The organism is Maribacter confluentis (assembly GCF_030505015.1).
GTDB classification, from domain to species: Bacteria; Bacteroidota; Bacteroidia; order Flavobacteriales; family Flavobacteriaceae; genus Maribacter; species Maribacter sedimenticola.
The window spans coordinates 640,534-656,026 of the sequence record NZ_JAUKUC010000001.1; the positions used below are offsets into that span (position 1 = coordinate 640,534).

Annotated in this window: 16 protein-coding genes and 1 riboswitch; of the genes, 2 read left to right on the top strand and 14 right to left on the bottom strand. The window is 37.5% G+C overall.

The genetic code is table 11. The features are described from left to right. Positions 1-130: 130 nt before the first annotated feature. The 8 genes from thiH to thiS form a co-directional block, all read right to left on the bottom strand. Complete coding sequence (gene thiH, locus Q2T41_RS02965; RefSeq protein ID WP_304434880.1) at positions 131-1,252, bottom strand: 2-iminoacetate synthase ThiH; 1,122 nt, start codon at positions 1,250-1,252, stop codon at positions 131-133. After that, entirely contained in the window at positions 1,245-2,018 is a 774-nt protein-coding gene (locus Q2T41_RS02970; protein ID WP_304434881.1) for a thiazole synthase, read from the bottom strand. Before Q2T41_RS02970 ends, thiH begins: the two co-directional genes overlap by 8 nt. Then, the gene (thiE, locus tag Q2T41_RS02975; RefSeq protein WP_304434882.1) at positions 2,015-2,668 is read right to left on the bottom strand and encodes a thiamine phosphate synthase; all 654 of its coding nucleotides are present in this window, start codon (positions 2,666-2,668) and stop codon (positions 2,015-2,017) included. Before thiE ends, Q2T41_RS02970 begins: the two co-directional genes overlap by 4 nt. Continuing rightward, positions 2,665-2,832 carry a bifunctional hydroxymethylpyrimidine kinase/phosphomethylpyrimidine kinase gene (locus Q2T41_RS02980; protein ID WP_304434883.1) on the bottom strand — a complete coding sequence of 56 codons (168 nt, stop codon included), beginning with the start codon at positions 2,830-2,832 and terminating at the stop codon, positions 2,665-2,667. The genes thiE and Q2T41_RS02980 overlap by 4 nt, the downstream gene beginning before the upstream one ends. 8 nt (positions 2,833-2,840) lie before the next feature. Further along, entirely contained in the window at positions 2,841-3,428 is a 588-nt protein-coding gene (locus Q2T41_RS02985) for a bifunctional hydroxymethylpyrimidine kinase/phosphomethylpyrimidine kinase (protein ID WP_304434884.1), read from the bottom strand. After that, on the bottom strand, positions 3,421-4,008 hold the full coding sequence (locus tag Q2T41_RS02990) for a thiamine phosphate synthase (protein WP_304434885.1): 588 nt from the start codon (positions 4,006-4,008) through the stop codon (positions 3,421-3,423). The genes Q2T41_RS02985 and Q2T41_RS02990 overlap by 8 nt, the downstream gene beginning before the upstream one ends. A gap of 146 nt (positions 4,009-4,154) precedes the next feature. Continuing rightward, a complete protein-coding gene (thiC, locus tag Q2T41_RS02995; RefSeq protein ID WP_304434886.1) occupies positions 4,155-6,014 on the bottom strand; it encodes a phosphomethylpyrimidine synthase ThiC in 1,860 nt (619 codons plus the stop codon). A gap of 29 nt (positions 6,015-6,043) precedes the next feature. Continuing rightward, on the bottom strand, positions 6,044-6,247 hold the full coding sequence (gene thiS, locus Q2T41_RS03000; RefSeq protein WP_144801122.1) for a sulfur carrier protein ThiS: 204 nt from the start codon (positions 6,245-6,247) through the stop codon (positions 6,044-6,046). 117 nt (positions 6,248-6,364) lie between these two features. Beyond that, positions 6,365-6,461, bottom strand: a riboswitch (TPP riboswitch). Between the two features lie 661 nt (positions 6,462-7,122). On the opposite strand from thiS, the gene Q2T41_RS03005 reads away from it, so the two are divergent. Together Q2T41_RS03005 and Q2T41_RS03010 are read left to right on the top strand one after the other, a co-directional pair. Continuing rightward, positions 7,123-7,455: a PepSY-like domain-containing protein gene (locus Q2T41_RS03005; protein ID WP_304434887.1), complete on the top strand. Its 333-nt coding sequence runs from the start codon at positions 7,123-7,125 to the stop codon at positions 7,453-7,455. Positions 7,456-7,472: 17 nt separating this feature from the next. Then, entirely contained in the window at positions 7,473-9,503 is a 2,031-nt protein-coding gene (locus tag Q2T41_RS03010) for a phytase (RefSeq protein ID WP_304434888.1), read from the top strand. A gap of 613 nt (positions 9,504-10,116) precedes the next feature. Here Q2T41_RS03010 and Q2T41_RS03015 read toward each other — a convergent pair. The 6 genes from Q2T41_RS03015 to Q2T41_RS03040 form a co-directional block, all read right to left on the bottom strand. After that, positions 10,117-10,803, bottom strand: a complete 687-nt coding sequence (locus tag Q2T41_RS03015) for a DUF4386 domain-containing protein (RefSeq protein WP_304434889.1) — start codon at positions 10,801-10,803, stop codon at positions 10,117-10,119. A 181-nt stretch (positions 10,804-10,984) separates the two neighbouring features. Continuing rightward, entirely contained in the window at positions 10,985-12,016 is a 1,032-nt protein-coding gene (locus Q2T41_RS03020; protein ID WP_304434890.1) for a serine hydrolase domain-containing protein, read from the bottom strand. Between the two features lie 167 nt (positions 12,017-12,183). After that, positions 12,184-12,747, bottom strand: a complete 564-nt coding sequence (locus Q2T41_RS03025) for a hypothetical protein (RefSeq protein ID WP_304434891.1) — start codon at positions 12,745-12,747, stop codon at positions 12,184-12,186. Between the two features lie 61 nt (positions 12,748-12,808). Further along, the gene (locus tag Q2T41_RS03030; RefSeq protein WP_304434892.1) at positions 12,809-13,573 is read right to left on the bottom strand and encodes a DUF6090 family protein; all 765 of its coding nucleotides are present in this window, start codon (positions 13,571-13,573) and stop codon (positions 12,809-12,811) included. 87 nt (positions 13,574-13,660) lie between these two features. Beyond that, the gene (locus tag Q2T41_RS03035; protein ID WP_304434893.1) at positions 13,661-14,254 is read right to left on the bottom strand and encodes a hypothetical protein; all 594 of its coding nucleotides are present in this window, start codon (positions 14,252-14,254) and stop codon (positions 13,661-13,663) included. A 124-nt stretch (positions 14,255-14,378) separates the two neighbouring features. Beyond that, positions 14,379-15,473: an acyltransferase family protein gene (locus tag Q2T41_RS03040; RefSeq protein ID WP_304434894.1), complete on the bottom strand. Its 1,095-nt coding sequence runs from the start codon at positions 15,471-15,473 to the stop codon at positions 14,379-14,381. Positions 15,474-15,493 lie beyond the last annotated feature (20 nt).

Consider the following 15,493-nt stretch of genomic DNA (forward strand, 5'->3'; position numbering starts at 1 on the left):
TATGACTTACAATATTTGAAAAGGTTTAACGAAATAAAAAATTTAACATTTTATTTGTTTAAGTGAACTGTATTACCTTAAAACGTTCAATAAGGTTTCGCCAACATGATGAAATATATAACGCTACATCTTATTCCGAAACCAAATAACTTCTATCCCAATCTTTCCAAACGACTTCATATCCTTGGGATTGTATCATTTCTGTGATTTCCACTGTGCTTCGCTCGTCAGATATTTCAAACTGTTCCAAAGATTCAGGGGCAACCGCATAGCCACCTGGATTGGTTTTTGATTCCGCACTAATGGATGTAATACCTAGGTTAATAATATTATCCCTAAACACTTTACTCTCTCTAGTGGACATGGATAATTCCACATCTTCGTCCAACAGACGATAGGCACAAATTAACTGGACCAAATCCGCATCGGTCATTGCTACCTTAGGCTCCACATCTCCTTGGTGCGGACGTAGGCGTGGAAAGGAGATGGAATACTTGGTTTTCCAATATGTTCTTTGCAAATATTTTAAATGCAACGCCGTATAAAAACTATCTACCCGCCAATCTTCCAAGCCGAACAAAGCACCTAACCCAATTTTATGAATGCCCGCCCTACCCAAACGGTCCGGTGTTAACAATCTAAAATCAAAATTTGATTTTTTACCTTTTGGATGGTGGGTCCTATATGTTGCCTTATGATAGGTTTCCTGATATACCAAAACTGCATATAGTCCTTCCGCGATCAAGGTTTCATATTCTGCTTGGTCCAATGGTTGTACCTCTATACTAATATTAGAAAAATGTTTACGAATTAAGGCTATGGCATTTTTTAAATATGCTACACCTACCGTTCTGTTTGCTTCTCCCGTTACCAAGAGAATATGATCGTAACCCAATTTTTTTATATAGGCCACCTCATCCAAAATCTCCTTATCGGTTAGGGTTTTTCGTTTAATGTTATTGATCATACTGAACCCACAGTAGGTACATATATTTTGGCACTCATTGGAAAGATACAAGGGTATATACATTTGCATGGTTTTCCCAAAACGTTTTTTGGTCAATGCGCTACTTCGCTGTGCCATTTGTTCCAAATATGGTTTGGCCGCAGGGGAAATCAATGCTTTAAAATCTGATAACATAATCTTTTCCTTTGCCAACACACGTTCTACATCTAATGCTGTACAGCCATAAATTTCCTTTTCCAGCATATGCCAATCATACCTTTCAAAAATTTCCTTAAAACTATTCATGCAAAAAAGAAGTTAGCGGGCTGCTTGCAGCAGCATGTTCCTGAATAGGTGCCAATTTTGCCAAGTAAGCCATTCTCCCCGCCTCTACGGCCTTTGCGAATGCCATTCCCATAGCTACCGGGTCGTCAGAAACGGCAATTGCCGTATTAACCAGAACAGCATCTGCACCCAACTCCATGGCAAAGGCCGCATGGGACGGTGCGCCAATACCTGCATCAACTATAACCGGTACATTGCTTTGCTCAATGATGATTTCCAAAAAATCCTTGGTCATAATACCCTTATTGCTGCCAATAGGTGCTCCCAATGGCATTACGCACTGTACACCAACTTCTTCTAGGCGTTTGCACAACACGGGGTCTGCGTGTATATAAGGCATTACCACAAAGCCCAACGCTACAAGTTCTTCAGCTGCCCTTAAGGTTTCAATGGGATCTGGCAATAGGTATTTTGGATCTGGGTGAATTTCTAACTTTACCCAATTTGTTTCCAAAGCTTCCCGTGCCAATTGAGCTGCAAAAACAGCCTCTTTGGCCGATCTTACTCCAGATGTATTTGGTAGAAGATTAATGTGATTATCCCTTAAATGTACCAATATATCATCTGAAGAATTATGGACCTCTACCCGCTTTAACGCAACGGTCACCAGTTCACTTTTAGAAGCAATAATGGCCTGCCGCATATTTTCCGAGCTTTTAAATTTTCCCGTACCGGTAAACAATCTTGACATAAACGATTTACCGGCAATTGTTAACTTATCTTTCATTTATTTTCATGTTTAAAGGCAGTCCAAACCTGTTCCTGTACATTACCATCCAGTAATTTTTTAAAGTGTGCTATGGTATTAAAATCTTTGGTTATTCCTCCCGATGCCGCTATGCCGTACACCCCGGTCTTTAAGATAACCGGAACGTCTTCCAACGTTATGCCGCCAATGGCAATAATTGGTGTTTCCGTGTTCAGCTTTTTTATGATTGTAACATAACCATCAACACCCAATACGGGACTCAAATTTGCTTTGGTCAATGTGAACCTAAACGGCCCCATACCAATATAATCTACTTTTTTAGCAATTAATTCTTGTGCCTGTTCCAATGTATTGGCCGTAGCACCGATTATTTGCCAAGAATATAAATGTTTACGGGCCGTTTTTGGACAGGTATCGTTCTGTCCTAAATGAACTCCATCAGCTTTTACCTCTTTGGCTACTTTATAATAATCGTTGATAATCAACCGGGTTTGGAAACGAGCAGTAATTTCCCGTGCTTGTTCTGCTGCTTTTAAAACAGCAGGTTCTTTAAATTTCTTTAATCGCAACTGCACCAATTCAATGCCGCTACTACAGGCATTTTGAATGTTCGATAAATGCTCGTCTACTGTTTTACCTTGCGATATATAATGCAATTTCGGTATCATTCTGTAATTATTTTTTTGTGTAACCCCAGCAAAGAGGGGTGGGAGTTTAAATATTCCTCCGTATATTTTTTAGCGTTTCTAGCGGCATCCTCCAAACCAATATCAAGTGCCAAATTACTGGCAAGTGCAGATGACAACACGCATCCACTACCATGTTTTTCCAATACCTCACTTAAAAAGGGGGTAAGTTCACCATAACAAATTGACTATAATACAACTCGTCATACCCCTTTTTATCCGCACGGTGTCCACCTTTTAAATAGATGTTGGTATAATTGGCCATATGCTCAAGTGTCTCTTCAATAGTCATTTGCGGATACAAACACTTAATCTCATCATAATTAGGGGTAACGATGTAACATTTACTCCATATTTCATCCAATACATTTTGTTCTTCGCCATTGTGAAAATCAAACCCTGAGCTTGCTTTTAATATTGGGTCCAAGACAATTTTGACCTTGGGATGTATTGCGTGTAATGTATTTACAATACGGAGCATTGCAGGCCAAGATTCTACAAGCCCTATTTTGACGATGTCAATGGTATATTTTTCAAATAAAACTTCTATCTGAGCCAAAACAGATGGGACGGGCACCCAACTACATTCCTTAAAATCATTCTCATTTTGCACCGTTATGGCCGTACAAACCGAAAGGCCATATAATCCGTGCGCATCAAATGTTTTTATATCTGACGTAATACCGGCACCACCACTAGGATCGTGACCTGCAATAGAAAGTATGTATTTTAAATTATTCAAAATATTGTTTCATTTTTTTAAAAGATTCAACAGGTTCATTGCTGTTCCAGATACCACCTAACACTCCAACTCCTTTAAAACCTAAAGTTTTGAACTCTTCTATATTTTCAATTGAAACACCACCCATACCAATGATTGTTTTGTCAATATGGTTTACATCAAACCCACGACCTTTATACCCCGGTTTTGAGATAGACGAAAAAACAGGACTCAATAAATGATAATCGAATTCAAAATAACAATTGTTCAATACTTCCGGTTCATGAAATGAGCTACTAATAGACTTGCCATACATCTCAAGGTTTTTAAAATAGTGCCCAAGATTGTCAATATGGTCTATTCTGTGTTGTTCTTGAAAATGAATTCCCTTTAAGTCAAATTCATTTACCAGTTCGTGGTACAAATGCACCACTACCCTATTATGATACTTGACATCCAATTCATTTAAATAAGCCCGGTGGTCCTTTAAACTTTTATGGGGCTTACGCAAATGAAAATAGTGCAACCCTTCATCAAACAATTGGTGAAGAATGTTCAATTCATGTTCCATATCATGCTCCGGGGCTATAACTACTATCATTTATTATGGTTTATATAAAATTCTGTTTTAGGCACTAGTATCATTTAAGTTAGGGATTGAAGCGGCATCCTTTTTTTTTATTTCAAAAAAAGATACAGCTGAAAGCCCGACCGCACTTTTACAAGTGCGGGAACTACCTACACATTTTACAAATACACTTCTGATCCGTTTTGCTTGAATTCTTCTGATTTTTCCTTCATGCCCTTTTGCATGATTTCATTGTCCACAATATCATTTTCCGCGGCAAAATCCCTCACTTCCTGGGAAATCTTCATGGAGCAGAATTTTGGTCCGCACATAGAGCAGAAATGGGCAATTTTGGCACCGTCTGCCGGCAAGGTCTCATCATGATATTCCAATGCGCGTTCCGGATCTAAACCTAAATTGAACTGATCGCGCCAACGAAATTCAAAACGAGCCATACTCAAGGCATTGTCACGATGCTGCGCCCCAGGATGCCCTTTAGCCAAATCTGCCGCATGGGCCGCAAGTTTATAGGTCACCACGCCAACGCGAACATCTTCCTTATTTGGCAATCCTAAATGTTCTTTTGGCGTTACATAGCACAACATGGCGCAGCCGTACCAACCGATCATGGCGGCACCGATACCCGATGTAATATGATCGTAACCTGGTGCAATATCTGTTGTCAATGGTCCTAAGGTATAAAATGGTGCTTCATCACAGACTTCTATCTGCTTTTCCATATTCTCTTTGATCATATGCATGGGTACATGCCCAGGTCCTTCTATAAAACACTGTACCTCATGTTTACGGGCAATTTGTGTGAGCTCTCCCAAAGTCTCCAATTCGGCAAATTGTGCTTCATCATTTGCATCTGCAATAGAACCGGGCCGTAGACCGTCACCTAATGAAAAAGCTACGTCATACTGCTTTAAAATCTCGCAAATATCTTCAAAATGTGTGTATAAAAAACTCTCTTTATGATGTGCCAAACACCATTTAGCCATGATCGACCCGCCACGGGAGACAATGCCCGTTACACGATTTGCGGTCATGGGCACATAGCGCAACAATACCCCGGCATGTATGGTGAAATAATCCACGCCCTGCTCTGCCTGCTCTATTAGGGTATCCCTAAAAATTTCCCATGTTAAATCTTCTGCAACACCATTTACTTTTTCCAATGCTTGGTAAATGGGCACCGTGCCAACGGGCACCGGTGAGTTTCTTATAATCCACTCCCGGGTTTCGTGGATATTTTGCCCCGTGGAGAGGTCCATAATATTGTCTGCCCCCCAACGGCAGGCCCAGACCGCTTTTTCCACTTCTTCCTCTATTGATGATGTAGTGGCGGAATTTCCAATATTGGCATTGATCTTGACCAAAAAATTTCTACCCAAAATCATAGGTTCCGCCTCTGGATGATTAATGTTGGACGGTATTACCGCACGACCCCTGGCTACTTCTTCCCTAACAAACTCCGGTGTGATCTTAGCTGGAATAGAGGCTCCAAAATGCTCCCCTTGATGTTGCTTTCTAATTTGGGTCATTTCATCTATACGCTGATTTTCACGAATAGCAATATATTCCATTTCGGGGGTAATGATGCCCTTTTTGGCATAATGCAGTTGCGTTACGTTCTTACCTTTTTTGGCACGTAGCGGTTTTTTTAACAATGAAAAACGCATATGATCCAAACTGCTATCATTTAAGCGCTCATTACAATATTTAGAGGTAAAACCGGGCAAGCGCTCTACATCTCCACGATCTAGAACCCATGGTTCCTTAATACGCTCTATACCTTCATGGACATTGATGACCGTATTGGGGTCTGTATATGGCCCAGAAGTATCATAAACGGTTACAGGTTCATTGGTCGTAACCTTTCCCGTAACAGAATGCCTGGTATCACTAAGCGCTATTTCTCGCATAGCTACTTTTATCTGTGGATGTATACGACCCTTTACATAAATCTTTTTTGAGTTAGGAAAGGGTTGCCTGGTAATTTTACCTTCTTTTGGTGCGGTGTCTTTATTTATCATTTGAAATGTGTTTTTTAGTTCAGGATAGGTCATCCTCCTTGCGTGGCCTGAATTATTAGAATATTGTCGTCATTGGACAATATTGTGGATTCCCATAAATTTTTAGGTACAATGGCGTTCTGTATTGCTACAGCAATACCGGTCTTTGGAGAGTCTAAATGCTGAAGTAAATGAAGAATAGAAGTGCCTTCCTCAAGTTCTAACCGTTCCTCATTGACCCAAATCGTTATCATATACAGTATATTTTAAATATGCTGTAACCAATTAGGATGTTGAGAAGCTTTTGAATTGACATTTTGTGGCGCAGAGATCCACCACTATCATAAAAAGATGCGTAAACACATATTGCAATGCGTTTTTCAACTTTTCCCTTCGTTGGTACTAACCAAATCAGGTTCAAAGGGTTTTTCTCAGTCCTAGATCAATAGAACACCCCTAAAGTTTACGGTATAAAGTTATATAAAAATTTTAATGATTATGAAGGTAAAATGTTTTAAAATTTCTATTAAGAACAATCATTGTTTTTACTAATGCTATTAATCAAAATTGAATCCGGGGGCATATCGAGTAGAAAAAAAATAAACCTAACTCAAATCTTGATATCCCATATAGCGCATTTTCAACAAATGATTTCATTAAAAAAAATTGACTCTAAACCAAGGTTAAGCATGAAATCTTACACGATATCAATCCAGAACTGGTGGTGGTCCTATTTTCCAACTTTATTAAAAATGTCATAAACCACGATAATGCCGGCAGTCATATAGAAATTAGTACAAAAGCCGAAGAAATAGGTTTTTATAATGCCACCAAAAATGGCCCTATACACCCTGAACTGTTTCTACGTTTTAAGAAATCGGAAAGTTTACTTTAGGTCTTGGCCTTTCCCTCATTACAAAAATTTGTCGTCTTCATAACATAAAATTATCCTATGAAAACCTGATCGACACCCATAAATTCCGACATTTATTCTAATACAGATTCTCTACAGAATTAACATATAGTTTTACGACCAAGAAAATGAAAAAATCAATTTTTATCATCATCGTATGCACTCTTGTAATTTCATGCAAACAGATATGTATACCCCAAAATGCAAAAGTCATTTATGAATAAAGTTTCTGAAGCAGAGGATATACTTTGGACTGTAGAAAACAATTTTTACCAGGTCTACTATTTTTTATTAGCAAGACATACAAGCTCCTATTTTGATGAACAAGGTCAATGGGTAGAGACAGAAACAGAAATAGCAGTAGATGAACTACCCCACAATGTTCTACAAGCGCTACGAACCAAGATGGGAGAATATGAGATTCTAGATAAAGAATTAGTAGCAACCAGAGCGGGTAAAATACTCCATGAAGATGATTTAGAAAAAGACGGTAAAACCTATGATATCCTTTTTAATCAGGAAGGAAAAATTTTAAGAAAGAAAAATTAAAGCACTGCAAAAACCATATGCTGAATCTTAGACCCCTTTTTATAATAACCATTATCTTTTTTCAAAGTTGTAAGCAAGCTGTTCAACATAGTAAAAATGCCTTACGACCTAAAACTATAACAGAACAAATACCACATGATACAGATGATCCGGCCATATGGATCAATGAGGACAACCCTGAAGAAAGTTTGATTATAGGAACCGATAAAAATGAAGATGGTGGTCTTTATGTATATGATTTAAACGGAAAAATTATTAAAAGCAAAACCGTAAAAGGCCTTAAACGTCCTAATAATGTGGATATTGAAGAGTTTGAAATGGGTGAAGAAGAATTCTCCATTGCCGTCACCACAGAAAGGTTAACCAATAAAATACGAATCTTTAGAGTGCCAGAAATGACACCTATTGACAATGGCGGAATACCTGTTTTTGAAGGCGAAGAATTTAGAGCCCCTATGGGTGTAGGGCTATACAAAGATGCTGATGACCAAGTTTTTGCTTTTGTAGGAAGAAAATCCGGACCTGCCGATGGTTACATTTGGCAATATAAATTAGAAGGTGATGCACAAGGAAATATTACCGGCAAAAAGGTTCGAGAATTCGGAAAATACAGCGGGAAAAATGAAATTGAAGCAATAGTTGTTGATGATGAATTAGGCTATGTTTACTATTCCGATGAAGGTATTGGCGTAAGAAAATATTATGCGGATGTGGATAGAGGAAATGAGGAACTAGCCCTTTTTGCCAACCAAAATTTTACCGAAGACCATGAAGGCTTAAGCATTTACCAAACTGATTTAGGTACAGGGTATATCATTGTATCTGACCAACAAGCGAATAAATTTCACCTTTTTTCTCGTGAAGGCTCTAATAGCGACCCACATGACCATCAATTAGTTAAAGTAGTAGAGCTCATGACCAATGAAAGTGATGGTTCTGAAGTTACCAATGCATCACTGGGAACACTTTTTCCAAAAGGACTTTTTGTGGCCATGTCTGACGACAAAACATTCCATTTCTATAGCTGGGAAGACATTGCAGGTGAAAATCTGTTAATTGCTCCAGATGGTTTACCTCAGCACACAATGAATGCAATCCATCCAAAATACATTACGGAAAATGTAGTATTCGATACCGACGACCCTGCAATTTGGATTGATAAAAAAGACCCATCCAATAGTTTCATTATTGGCACGGATAAAGAAGATGGTGGTGGATTGTATGCCTTTGACTTACAGGGGAAAATTATTAAAGAAAAATGTGTGCTCGACTTACAACGCCCCAACAATGTTGATATCGCGTATGACTTTAAGTTAAACGGAAAACTTGTAGACATTGCCGTTACTACAGAAAGAAGTAATAATCAATTGAGAATATTTTCGCTACCCGACATGAAACCTATAGATGGAGGTGGACTTCCTGTATTCACGGATAGGGAAATTAGTGACCCAATGGGGATAGCGCTCTACACCGACCAAAAGACCAAAGAAATTTATGCTATTGTTGGTCCAAAAATAGGGCCTGCCACTGGGTATTTATCGCAATATAAAATTCATAGTTCACCAAAAGGTACAGCCATGATTACCAAGGTTAGAGATTTCGGAAACTATAGCGGTGTTAAAGAAATTGAAGCCATCGCCGTTGATAATGAATTGGGATATATTTATTATTCTGATGAAGTTTATGGAGTTCGAAAATACTATGCCGACCCGAAAAAAGGAAACGAAGAATTAGCCTTGTTCGGTACTAAAGATTTTGGTCGTGATATAGAGGGAATCAGTATTTATAAAAATGATGATGGAACAGGATATATTCTTATTTCCGACCAACAACAAAATACGTTTAACATCTACCCTAGAGAAGGTGCTAAAAACGCACCTAACAATCACGTATTACTAAAATCCGTAGAACTTTTAACCCTAGAAAGCGATGGGTCTGATGTTACTTCTGTAGCTATTAACGAAGAGTTCCCAAAAGGTATGTTCGTTGGTATGTCTACGGATAAAACATTCCACATTTACGACTGGCGCGATATTATGTCCGAATAGTGCATCCGAAAACATAACTTATAAAATTGCCTAAATATAACTTCAATTAAAACCTTTTTTACTTCTAGCAATACTAGCGATACCTTTAATGAGTGCCCCTCTTATGCTATGGTTCTATTTTTCATTTGTGCCACAATCTCTTTAAGGATATCCTTTTCAAATGCCTTTAATCTAGGAAGAATAACTTTTTTTTGGGCCTTAACAAGTCTTGTTCTTGGCAACGCCTTAGAGTTTTACTTCAACTATTTTTAAATAAAATTTCACCTTAAGGTTACCCATTCACAAAATGTTTTGGATTACAACTTATTATTGAGTTACAGCTGTACTGTAATTGACCGGCATTTGCCCCTACCAAATATTCCACAATTTGTCATCTATGATTAGTTGCACCGTGAAGCGGTGCTACATTGATGTGTAAGCTTACATTGTGTGTTATTTTTTACTTACTTATTAGAATCAATGTCCATTCAGAAATTCCAAAATCTGCATAGGGTTGTTTAACAAATTATATATTTTATTTTTCATTTGTTATATCTTACAGTGATGCTATAATACAAATATTGCCATGCAATTGATTAATGACGTTTTTGTTTTAGACCTTTTTAATCTAATTTTATTCATTATTAGGTCTTATGCCATAAAGTAACAAATATCCTATCATCCAAAATTCTCCAATGGTTGCGGGTAGCGGGAGAAATCTATTAAAGCTAAAATCAATTCCGGAGTAGCGTATAATCGTAGAAATTAGATAGCCTAACCCCCCTAAAACAATAACTCTTCCTAACCAAATAGGCATTCTTTTTGATTGAATGACTATGTATCCCATAGGAAATAACCAAAGCCCAAAGAAAAGACCACCAATACCCCAAGCATTTGAAATTATATTTTGCAAAACCTCAATAAGTACAATTTTATCTTGCATAACGCTTATATCAGAATTGGCAATACCTATTGCGGAGGCGATTGAAATTGCGCTTATCATTATAGCTAAAGCATTCACCATTCCCCATATACCCAAAGTCCAAGCTTCCCATTGATAACTATCCTTAAATAATTTGTAAAAATAAACTGCGGTAAATGCCTGGGATATTACGATAGCAAACTCTAATAGCAACCTAATCCTCGCAGTAGATTCTAACTCTACTAAATTCGTTAGCGTTTGTTCGGGGTTTCCAGACACAAATATTTGAGAATGAAAGACCATAAACCCTAAAATTCCTGAAATAGCCATCATTAAATACCACACGCCAGTTATTCGTGCAGTTTTAATCAGTTGTTTTTGTTCTGTAGTTACAATCATAAATAATTTGATTTTAATATTAATACTAATTCTGACGATGTAATAAAGTTATTGTTACCGTTTTGCACTAACGGCATATGACAAGAGTATGCGCATAAAGTCCATAAAGACTTCGAAACTTCCGGAAACCAAGAAAATAAAGGGAAGCCTTCAAATGCATTTACCTCTCGTCTTACCTTCTTCATGAGTTTTTTTTACGTCTCAATAATTTTACGATACGATTGATTACGATTTCCGATAAATTCCATTCATATCCTTCAAAATCTGTTGTGTTTATAAATTGAACGACTACGGTATCGATGTCTTCATGGTATTCTGCGAGACTCTGATAACCTACTACTAGACCTCCATGATCATATACATAGGGATAAATGTCCCTTTCACCTTCATTAAACACAGAACCATCGTTCAATGCCCTAAGAAATAGGCCTACATCTTCTGCTGTGGCCACCATTCCATATTCCCTAGCTTTAAAATCTTCATCATATCCAACATAGTAGCCGCTCATCACATCATCCAAATTCACTTCCTCAAGTGAAAAGAATGTGTTTTTCAGTTCAAGGGGAATCAGGATTTCCTGCTTGATATATTGTTCATGACTATACCCTATCGCTATTTCGATGATTTGACGTAGCAATAAATAGTTCGTATTTGAATATTCATATCCATTATCCGGTTCAAAACTAGCGGGCAGATCAAGGGCAAATTCAAGTGCGTTTTTACCATTTTCCAGTTCATTTTCCCAATACGCAGGATTATTGGTAAAATTGGGAATACCACTTCGGTGTTGAACCATAGATCTAAGCGTTATCATTTCTGCATTTTCAATTCTTCCCACAAGTTCCGGAAAGTAGTCGGATAGCGTTTCATCTAAGGACAATTGTTTATTATGGGCCAACTTGGTGACGGCAACGGCAACATACAATTTGCTGATACTTGCAATTTTGAACAGAGCTTTTGGGTCGGACGGTATTTTATTTTCGCGATCTTTCCAGCCGCCCGCATAAAATGCTGGTGGTTCTCCTGCTTCATCCACATAAACGATCATGCCATCAAATCCGTGGCCAATGGCTTCGTCCACTTGGTCTTGGACGTTATCGGGTAAGGGTAAAATCCATGCCTTTACCAATATCCATGGAACAAAGTACAAAGAGCCAATGCTTACCAAAATGAATAAGATTCTGAGTATTTGTTTTGTTTTTTGCTTTGTCATTATTCTGTAGTTTTTTACTATCTGAAAATTTATAAGTATTTAACTTTGGCCTTCTTATTATTAGCCTGAATGCAGTGCCTTGTGATTCCTTTCTTTCTAAATAGCAGTTCCATACCCATAACATTGCCCAATACTCTGGTCATTGGTCTTAACTTTCTATTCGACTATTAATAAACCGTACTTTTAGCTTTTCTTAAAGATCTGATGCCTAAAACTAGCAGTGATGCTATTAAAACCAAGAAATAGATAGTAGTGGTTGTACTCTTAATGAGACTAAAACTGCTTGTTATCGTTACTGAGCTTTTGTTTATATCGGGATAGCTGTTCAATAAAGCAATGATTCCTATGTTTTCTGCGTAGTACATCGCTCCGGCTAATAAAGGCAAAAGACAGAGATAGGTGAATGGGGTTTTTAGTTTGTCAAGTTTGTTCAGAAAATAGGCAAGTACCAAGCAATAACATATTCCGAATAATAGCGGATAAACCATATCTAAAGGTAATTGATAACTTAAATAAGTCTTACGTCCAATTTCCCCAAGTGTGTTGAACAATTGGTTGACATAATTGAAGTCATATCCCATTGGCAACATATCAAGCAATTTCATTCCATTTGAAAATTCCATTGTTTTGGGAATAGTAACCGTGAGCATCAATACATATATTGCATTGGTAACTATGAAAAGTGATACTACTTTTTTACCTGCAATATTCCTTTGAAGCCATTTGGTCATTTGTTTTGTTTTTCGATTTTTCATTTTTTCAGTACTAGTGTTTGGCAAATTGGTTTTGAAATTAATCATTAGTAATTGCATCAATTTCTTCGATGACGTTCTCGCCTAAATCCCTTAATTGAACATACAAAGCAACCATGGTATCAAACTGCCAAGCTGCTAGACTAATGACGTTTCGATAGGGGACGGCCGATGTATATGCGGCAAAATCCTCAAAATACTCCGCTTGGGTTGTCGCTCTTAGTTTTAGGGAATCTGGAGGCACAAAGGCATAAGCGAGCATCAAAGACCTATCGAACTGGGTGGACAGATACGCCTGCTGACTTTTTGCATAGTCATTATAACTCTTTTCGCTTGCTGCAATTTCCTCAATTAAACTGTGATATCCGGTCAAGAGGGAATCCAATGGCGTATTGTTGATTTTGCCAAAGTAGCTGGAATTTTTTAATGCCTCATACCCCCCCATATTCGGTTTAAAATTTATATCTGCAAAAGCGAACCCACTGGACATAAAAAGAATTAGGTTTTCGTCTTCTGTCTTGTCCAAGATGCTTGTACGGGCCTTTTTACAGAGCTCGGCTATTTGCGTTCTACCCCTAGTTATCGAGTCCAGTTTATAAAGGTCCTCAATGGTATGGGACTTGATTTTAACCAAATACTCTTTTAAAGCATAATTATCCTTTTTGGCTTGGTTCCAATTGTTGATTTGTAAGGCAATCAATATACCTATGACGACCAGGACAATTTCGCCAATGGCGTAAATGAAATATTTACTGAAGTTATTTTCTGAAAGGAATTTTAGACGGATTTTTCTAAATATTTTCATAATTAGTTATTGTTTGGTCATGTATTACAAATCGTTTCCATTTTGTTGAAGTATTTCAATCACAATGTTGACTTCTTTTATGGAGACTTATTTAGGTTTTGAATATTCGATTAATTCCTCTACGTATAGAAAATCACCTTGATTCTGAGTGAGCTTTATGAAGTTTTTTACAGCAGGTGCATACAACCAAACCTCCTCTTCATTTGCGCTATACCCTCTGGAATTCGTGGTTTTACCGGTGTATTTAATGGTGTATGCCATGAATGTTCCAGCTTCTACCGTTTCTTCCTTATAGGACAATATTTCGGCATTCTGACTTTGGCTTCCAGTAGTTCCATCTTGACTGGTCCAATTGTTTTCATATTTCCATTTTTTACCCACTTCTAGAGGCCAATCATACTTGGGTGTTTCGCTAACTTCTGGTTTAACAATATCGCTAACAGGAATAGTATCCTTACCAATATTCATACCTAAAACTCCATTAAAATTGACTATTTCTCTTGTATCCGTCCCATTGGAACGTACTTCTCCTTCGGTAGTCACCCCCTTATACTTCCATACCCATTTTTCACCAACTTGATAATCACCTAAAGTTGGTTGTTGGGTGATATTAGATTTCTCAGAGCTGTTACAAGCACTAAGTATTACTATTGATATAAATATTACAATTTGAATTTTCATGTTAAACTATATTTTAAATGTGCTTACTTCTCTTTAATGTCTTTTCTCCCCTTGTTAAGGGCGTTCTTTAATTAATTCTAACCCGAGTTTTAACCAAAGTCAAGAATTTTTATTCCTTGTATTCTCAGTTCAGGTTCGAGGTTGAAGTTTTTACTTTTTCAGTTTTTTTGTGAATCCATTTCAATCCGAATAATGATCTTAAAAAACCAAGCCTTCTAAGAACGAACTCATAAATGAGAAAACAACCTACACCCGTAAAAACTAGGATAGCAACAAATTTCAATAGGATAGGTATCTCCAATGGTAATATGAGCAGTGCTCCTACATATAAGACAAACATGTGAATGATATAAACAGGGTATGCTGCCTGGCTTAAATAACTTAAGATTTTACTTGTTTTATTCAAGTACTTATACCCGAGACCGAAAATCCCAAAAATCCAACAATTAGATTCAATGGCCGTCAGATAGCCTGGTGCTTCCGTAGCATATATAAAATATCGGATGCCGAACAAAACAGCGGCCAAACCAATATATAACCACCTCCATTTTAAAACGGTCTGCCAAAATGTTTTGCCGCTATAAACGAAAAGAAAGCCAAACAAAAAAGCAAGAAAGCCATTAAAAAAGCCATGCCAGGTCTGGGCGTACAATGAAAACAGCTGGGGCTTTACCAACAAAACCTCTAGGACAAAAAACAGAGATATCAACAAAGGGGCACCAGGATGGCCCATGAGAGACGATAACATCCTTTTTATTTTACCGTTTCCATCCTTTTTCAGGTAGTAAAAAAACGGTAAGAGTATAAGTACGTACACAAAGATATTCCCCAAGAACCATAAATGGCCTTGATGGGGAAAATAACCTAATGGCATATTATAATACAGCTGAAAAACAAACATGTGCAAGGTGGTGATGGCAACAATACCAAATAGGAAGGGCAAGAGAATCCGCTTTGTACGTTCCAAAATTAACTGCTTCCAATTTCGTTTGCGCATCGCAAAGTAGAGTCCCATTCCCGATACATAAAATAATAATGGAATACGCCAAACGTTGAGCATGGTCATAGGTTTCCATAAACCCTCCAGGAATTCATCGCTCTTTATAAAGCCTATGAACATGGCCCACGGTTGAAATATGATGGCTATATGATAGATTAATAGCAAACCTATAGCTATAACCCGTAGCCAGTCGATATCGAATCTTCTTTCAGTTATCATTATAATATCTATTTTAAGAG

Bases quoted from the DNA above. Each gene is read 5' to 3' on its own strand.
- thiH (WP_304434880.1), bottom strand. From the start codon at position 1,252: ATGAATAGTTTTAAGGAAATTTTTGAAAGGTATGATTGGCATATGCTG.
- Q2T41_RS02970 (WP_304434881.1), bottom strand. From the start codon at position 2,018: ATGAAAGATAAGTTAACAATTGCCGGTAAATCGTTTATGTCAAGATTG.
- thiE (WP_304434882.1), bottom strand. From the start codon at position 2,668: ATGATACCGAAATTGCATTATATATCGCAAGGTAAAACAGTAGACGAG.
- Q2T41_RS02990 (WP_304434885.1), bottom strand. From the start codon at position 4,008: ATGATAGTAGTTATAGCCCCGGAGCATGATATGGAACATGAATTGAAC.
- thiC (WP_304434886.1), bottom strand. From the start codon at position 6,014: ATGATAAATAAAGACACCGCACCAAAAGAAGGTAAAATTACCAGGCAA.
- thiS (WP_144801122.1), bottom strand. From the start codon at position 6,247: ATGATAACGATTTGGGTCAATGAGGAACGGTTAGAACTTGAGGAAGGC.
- Q2T41_RS03005 (WP_304434887.1), top strand. From the start codon at position 7,123: ATGAATAAAGTTTCTGAAGCAGAGGATATACTTTGGACTGTAGAAAAC.
- Q2T41_RS03010 (WP_304434888.1), top strand. From the start codon at position 7,473: ATGCTGAATCTTAGACCCCTTTTTATAATAACCATTATCTTTTTTCAA.
- Q2T41_RS03015 (WP_304434889.1), bottom strand. From the start codon at position 10,803: ATGATTGTAACTACAGAACAAAAACAACTGATTAAAACTGCACGAATA.
- Q2T41_RS03020 (WP_304434890.1), bottom strand. From the start codon at position 12,016: ATGACAAAGCAAAAAACAAAACAAATACTCAGAATCTTATTCATTTTG.
- Q2T41_RS03025 (WP_304434891.1), bottom strand. From the start codon at position 12,747: ATGACCAAATGGCTTCAAAGGAATATTGCAGGTAAAAAAGTAGTATCA.
- Q2T41_RS03030 (WP_304434892.1), bottom strand. From the start codon at position 13,573: ATGAAAATATTTAGAAAAATCCGTCTAAAATTCCTTTCAGAAAATAAC.
- Q2T41_RS03035 (WP_304434893.1), bottom strand. From the start codon at position 14,254: ATGAAAATTCAAATTGTAATATTTATATCAATAGTAATACTTAGTGCT.
- Q2T41_RS03040 (WP_304434894.1), bottom strand. From the start codon at position 15,473: ATGATAACTGAAAGAAGATTCGATATCGACTGGCTACGGGTTATAGCT.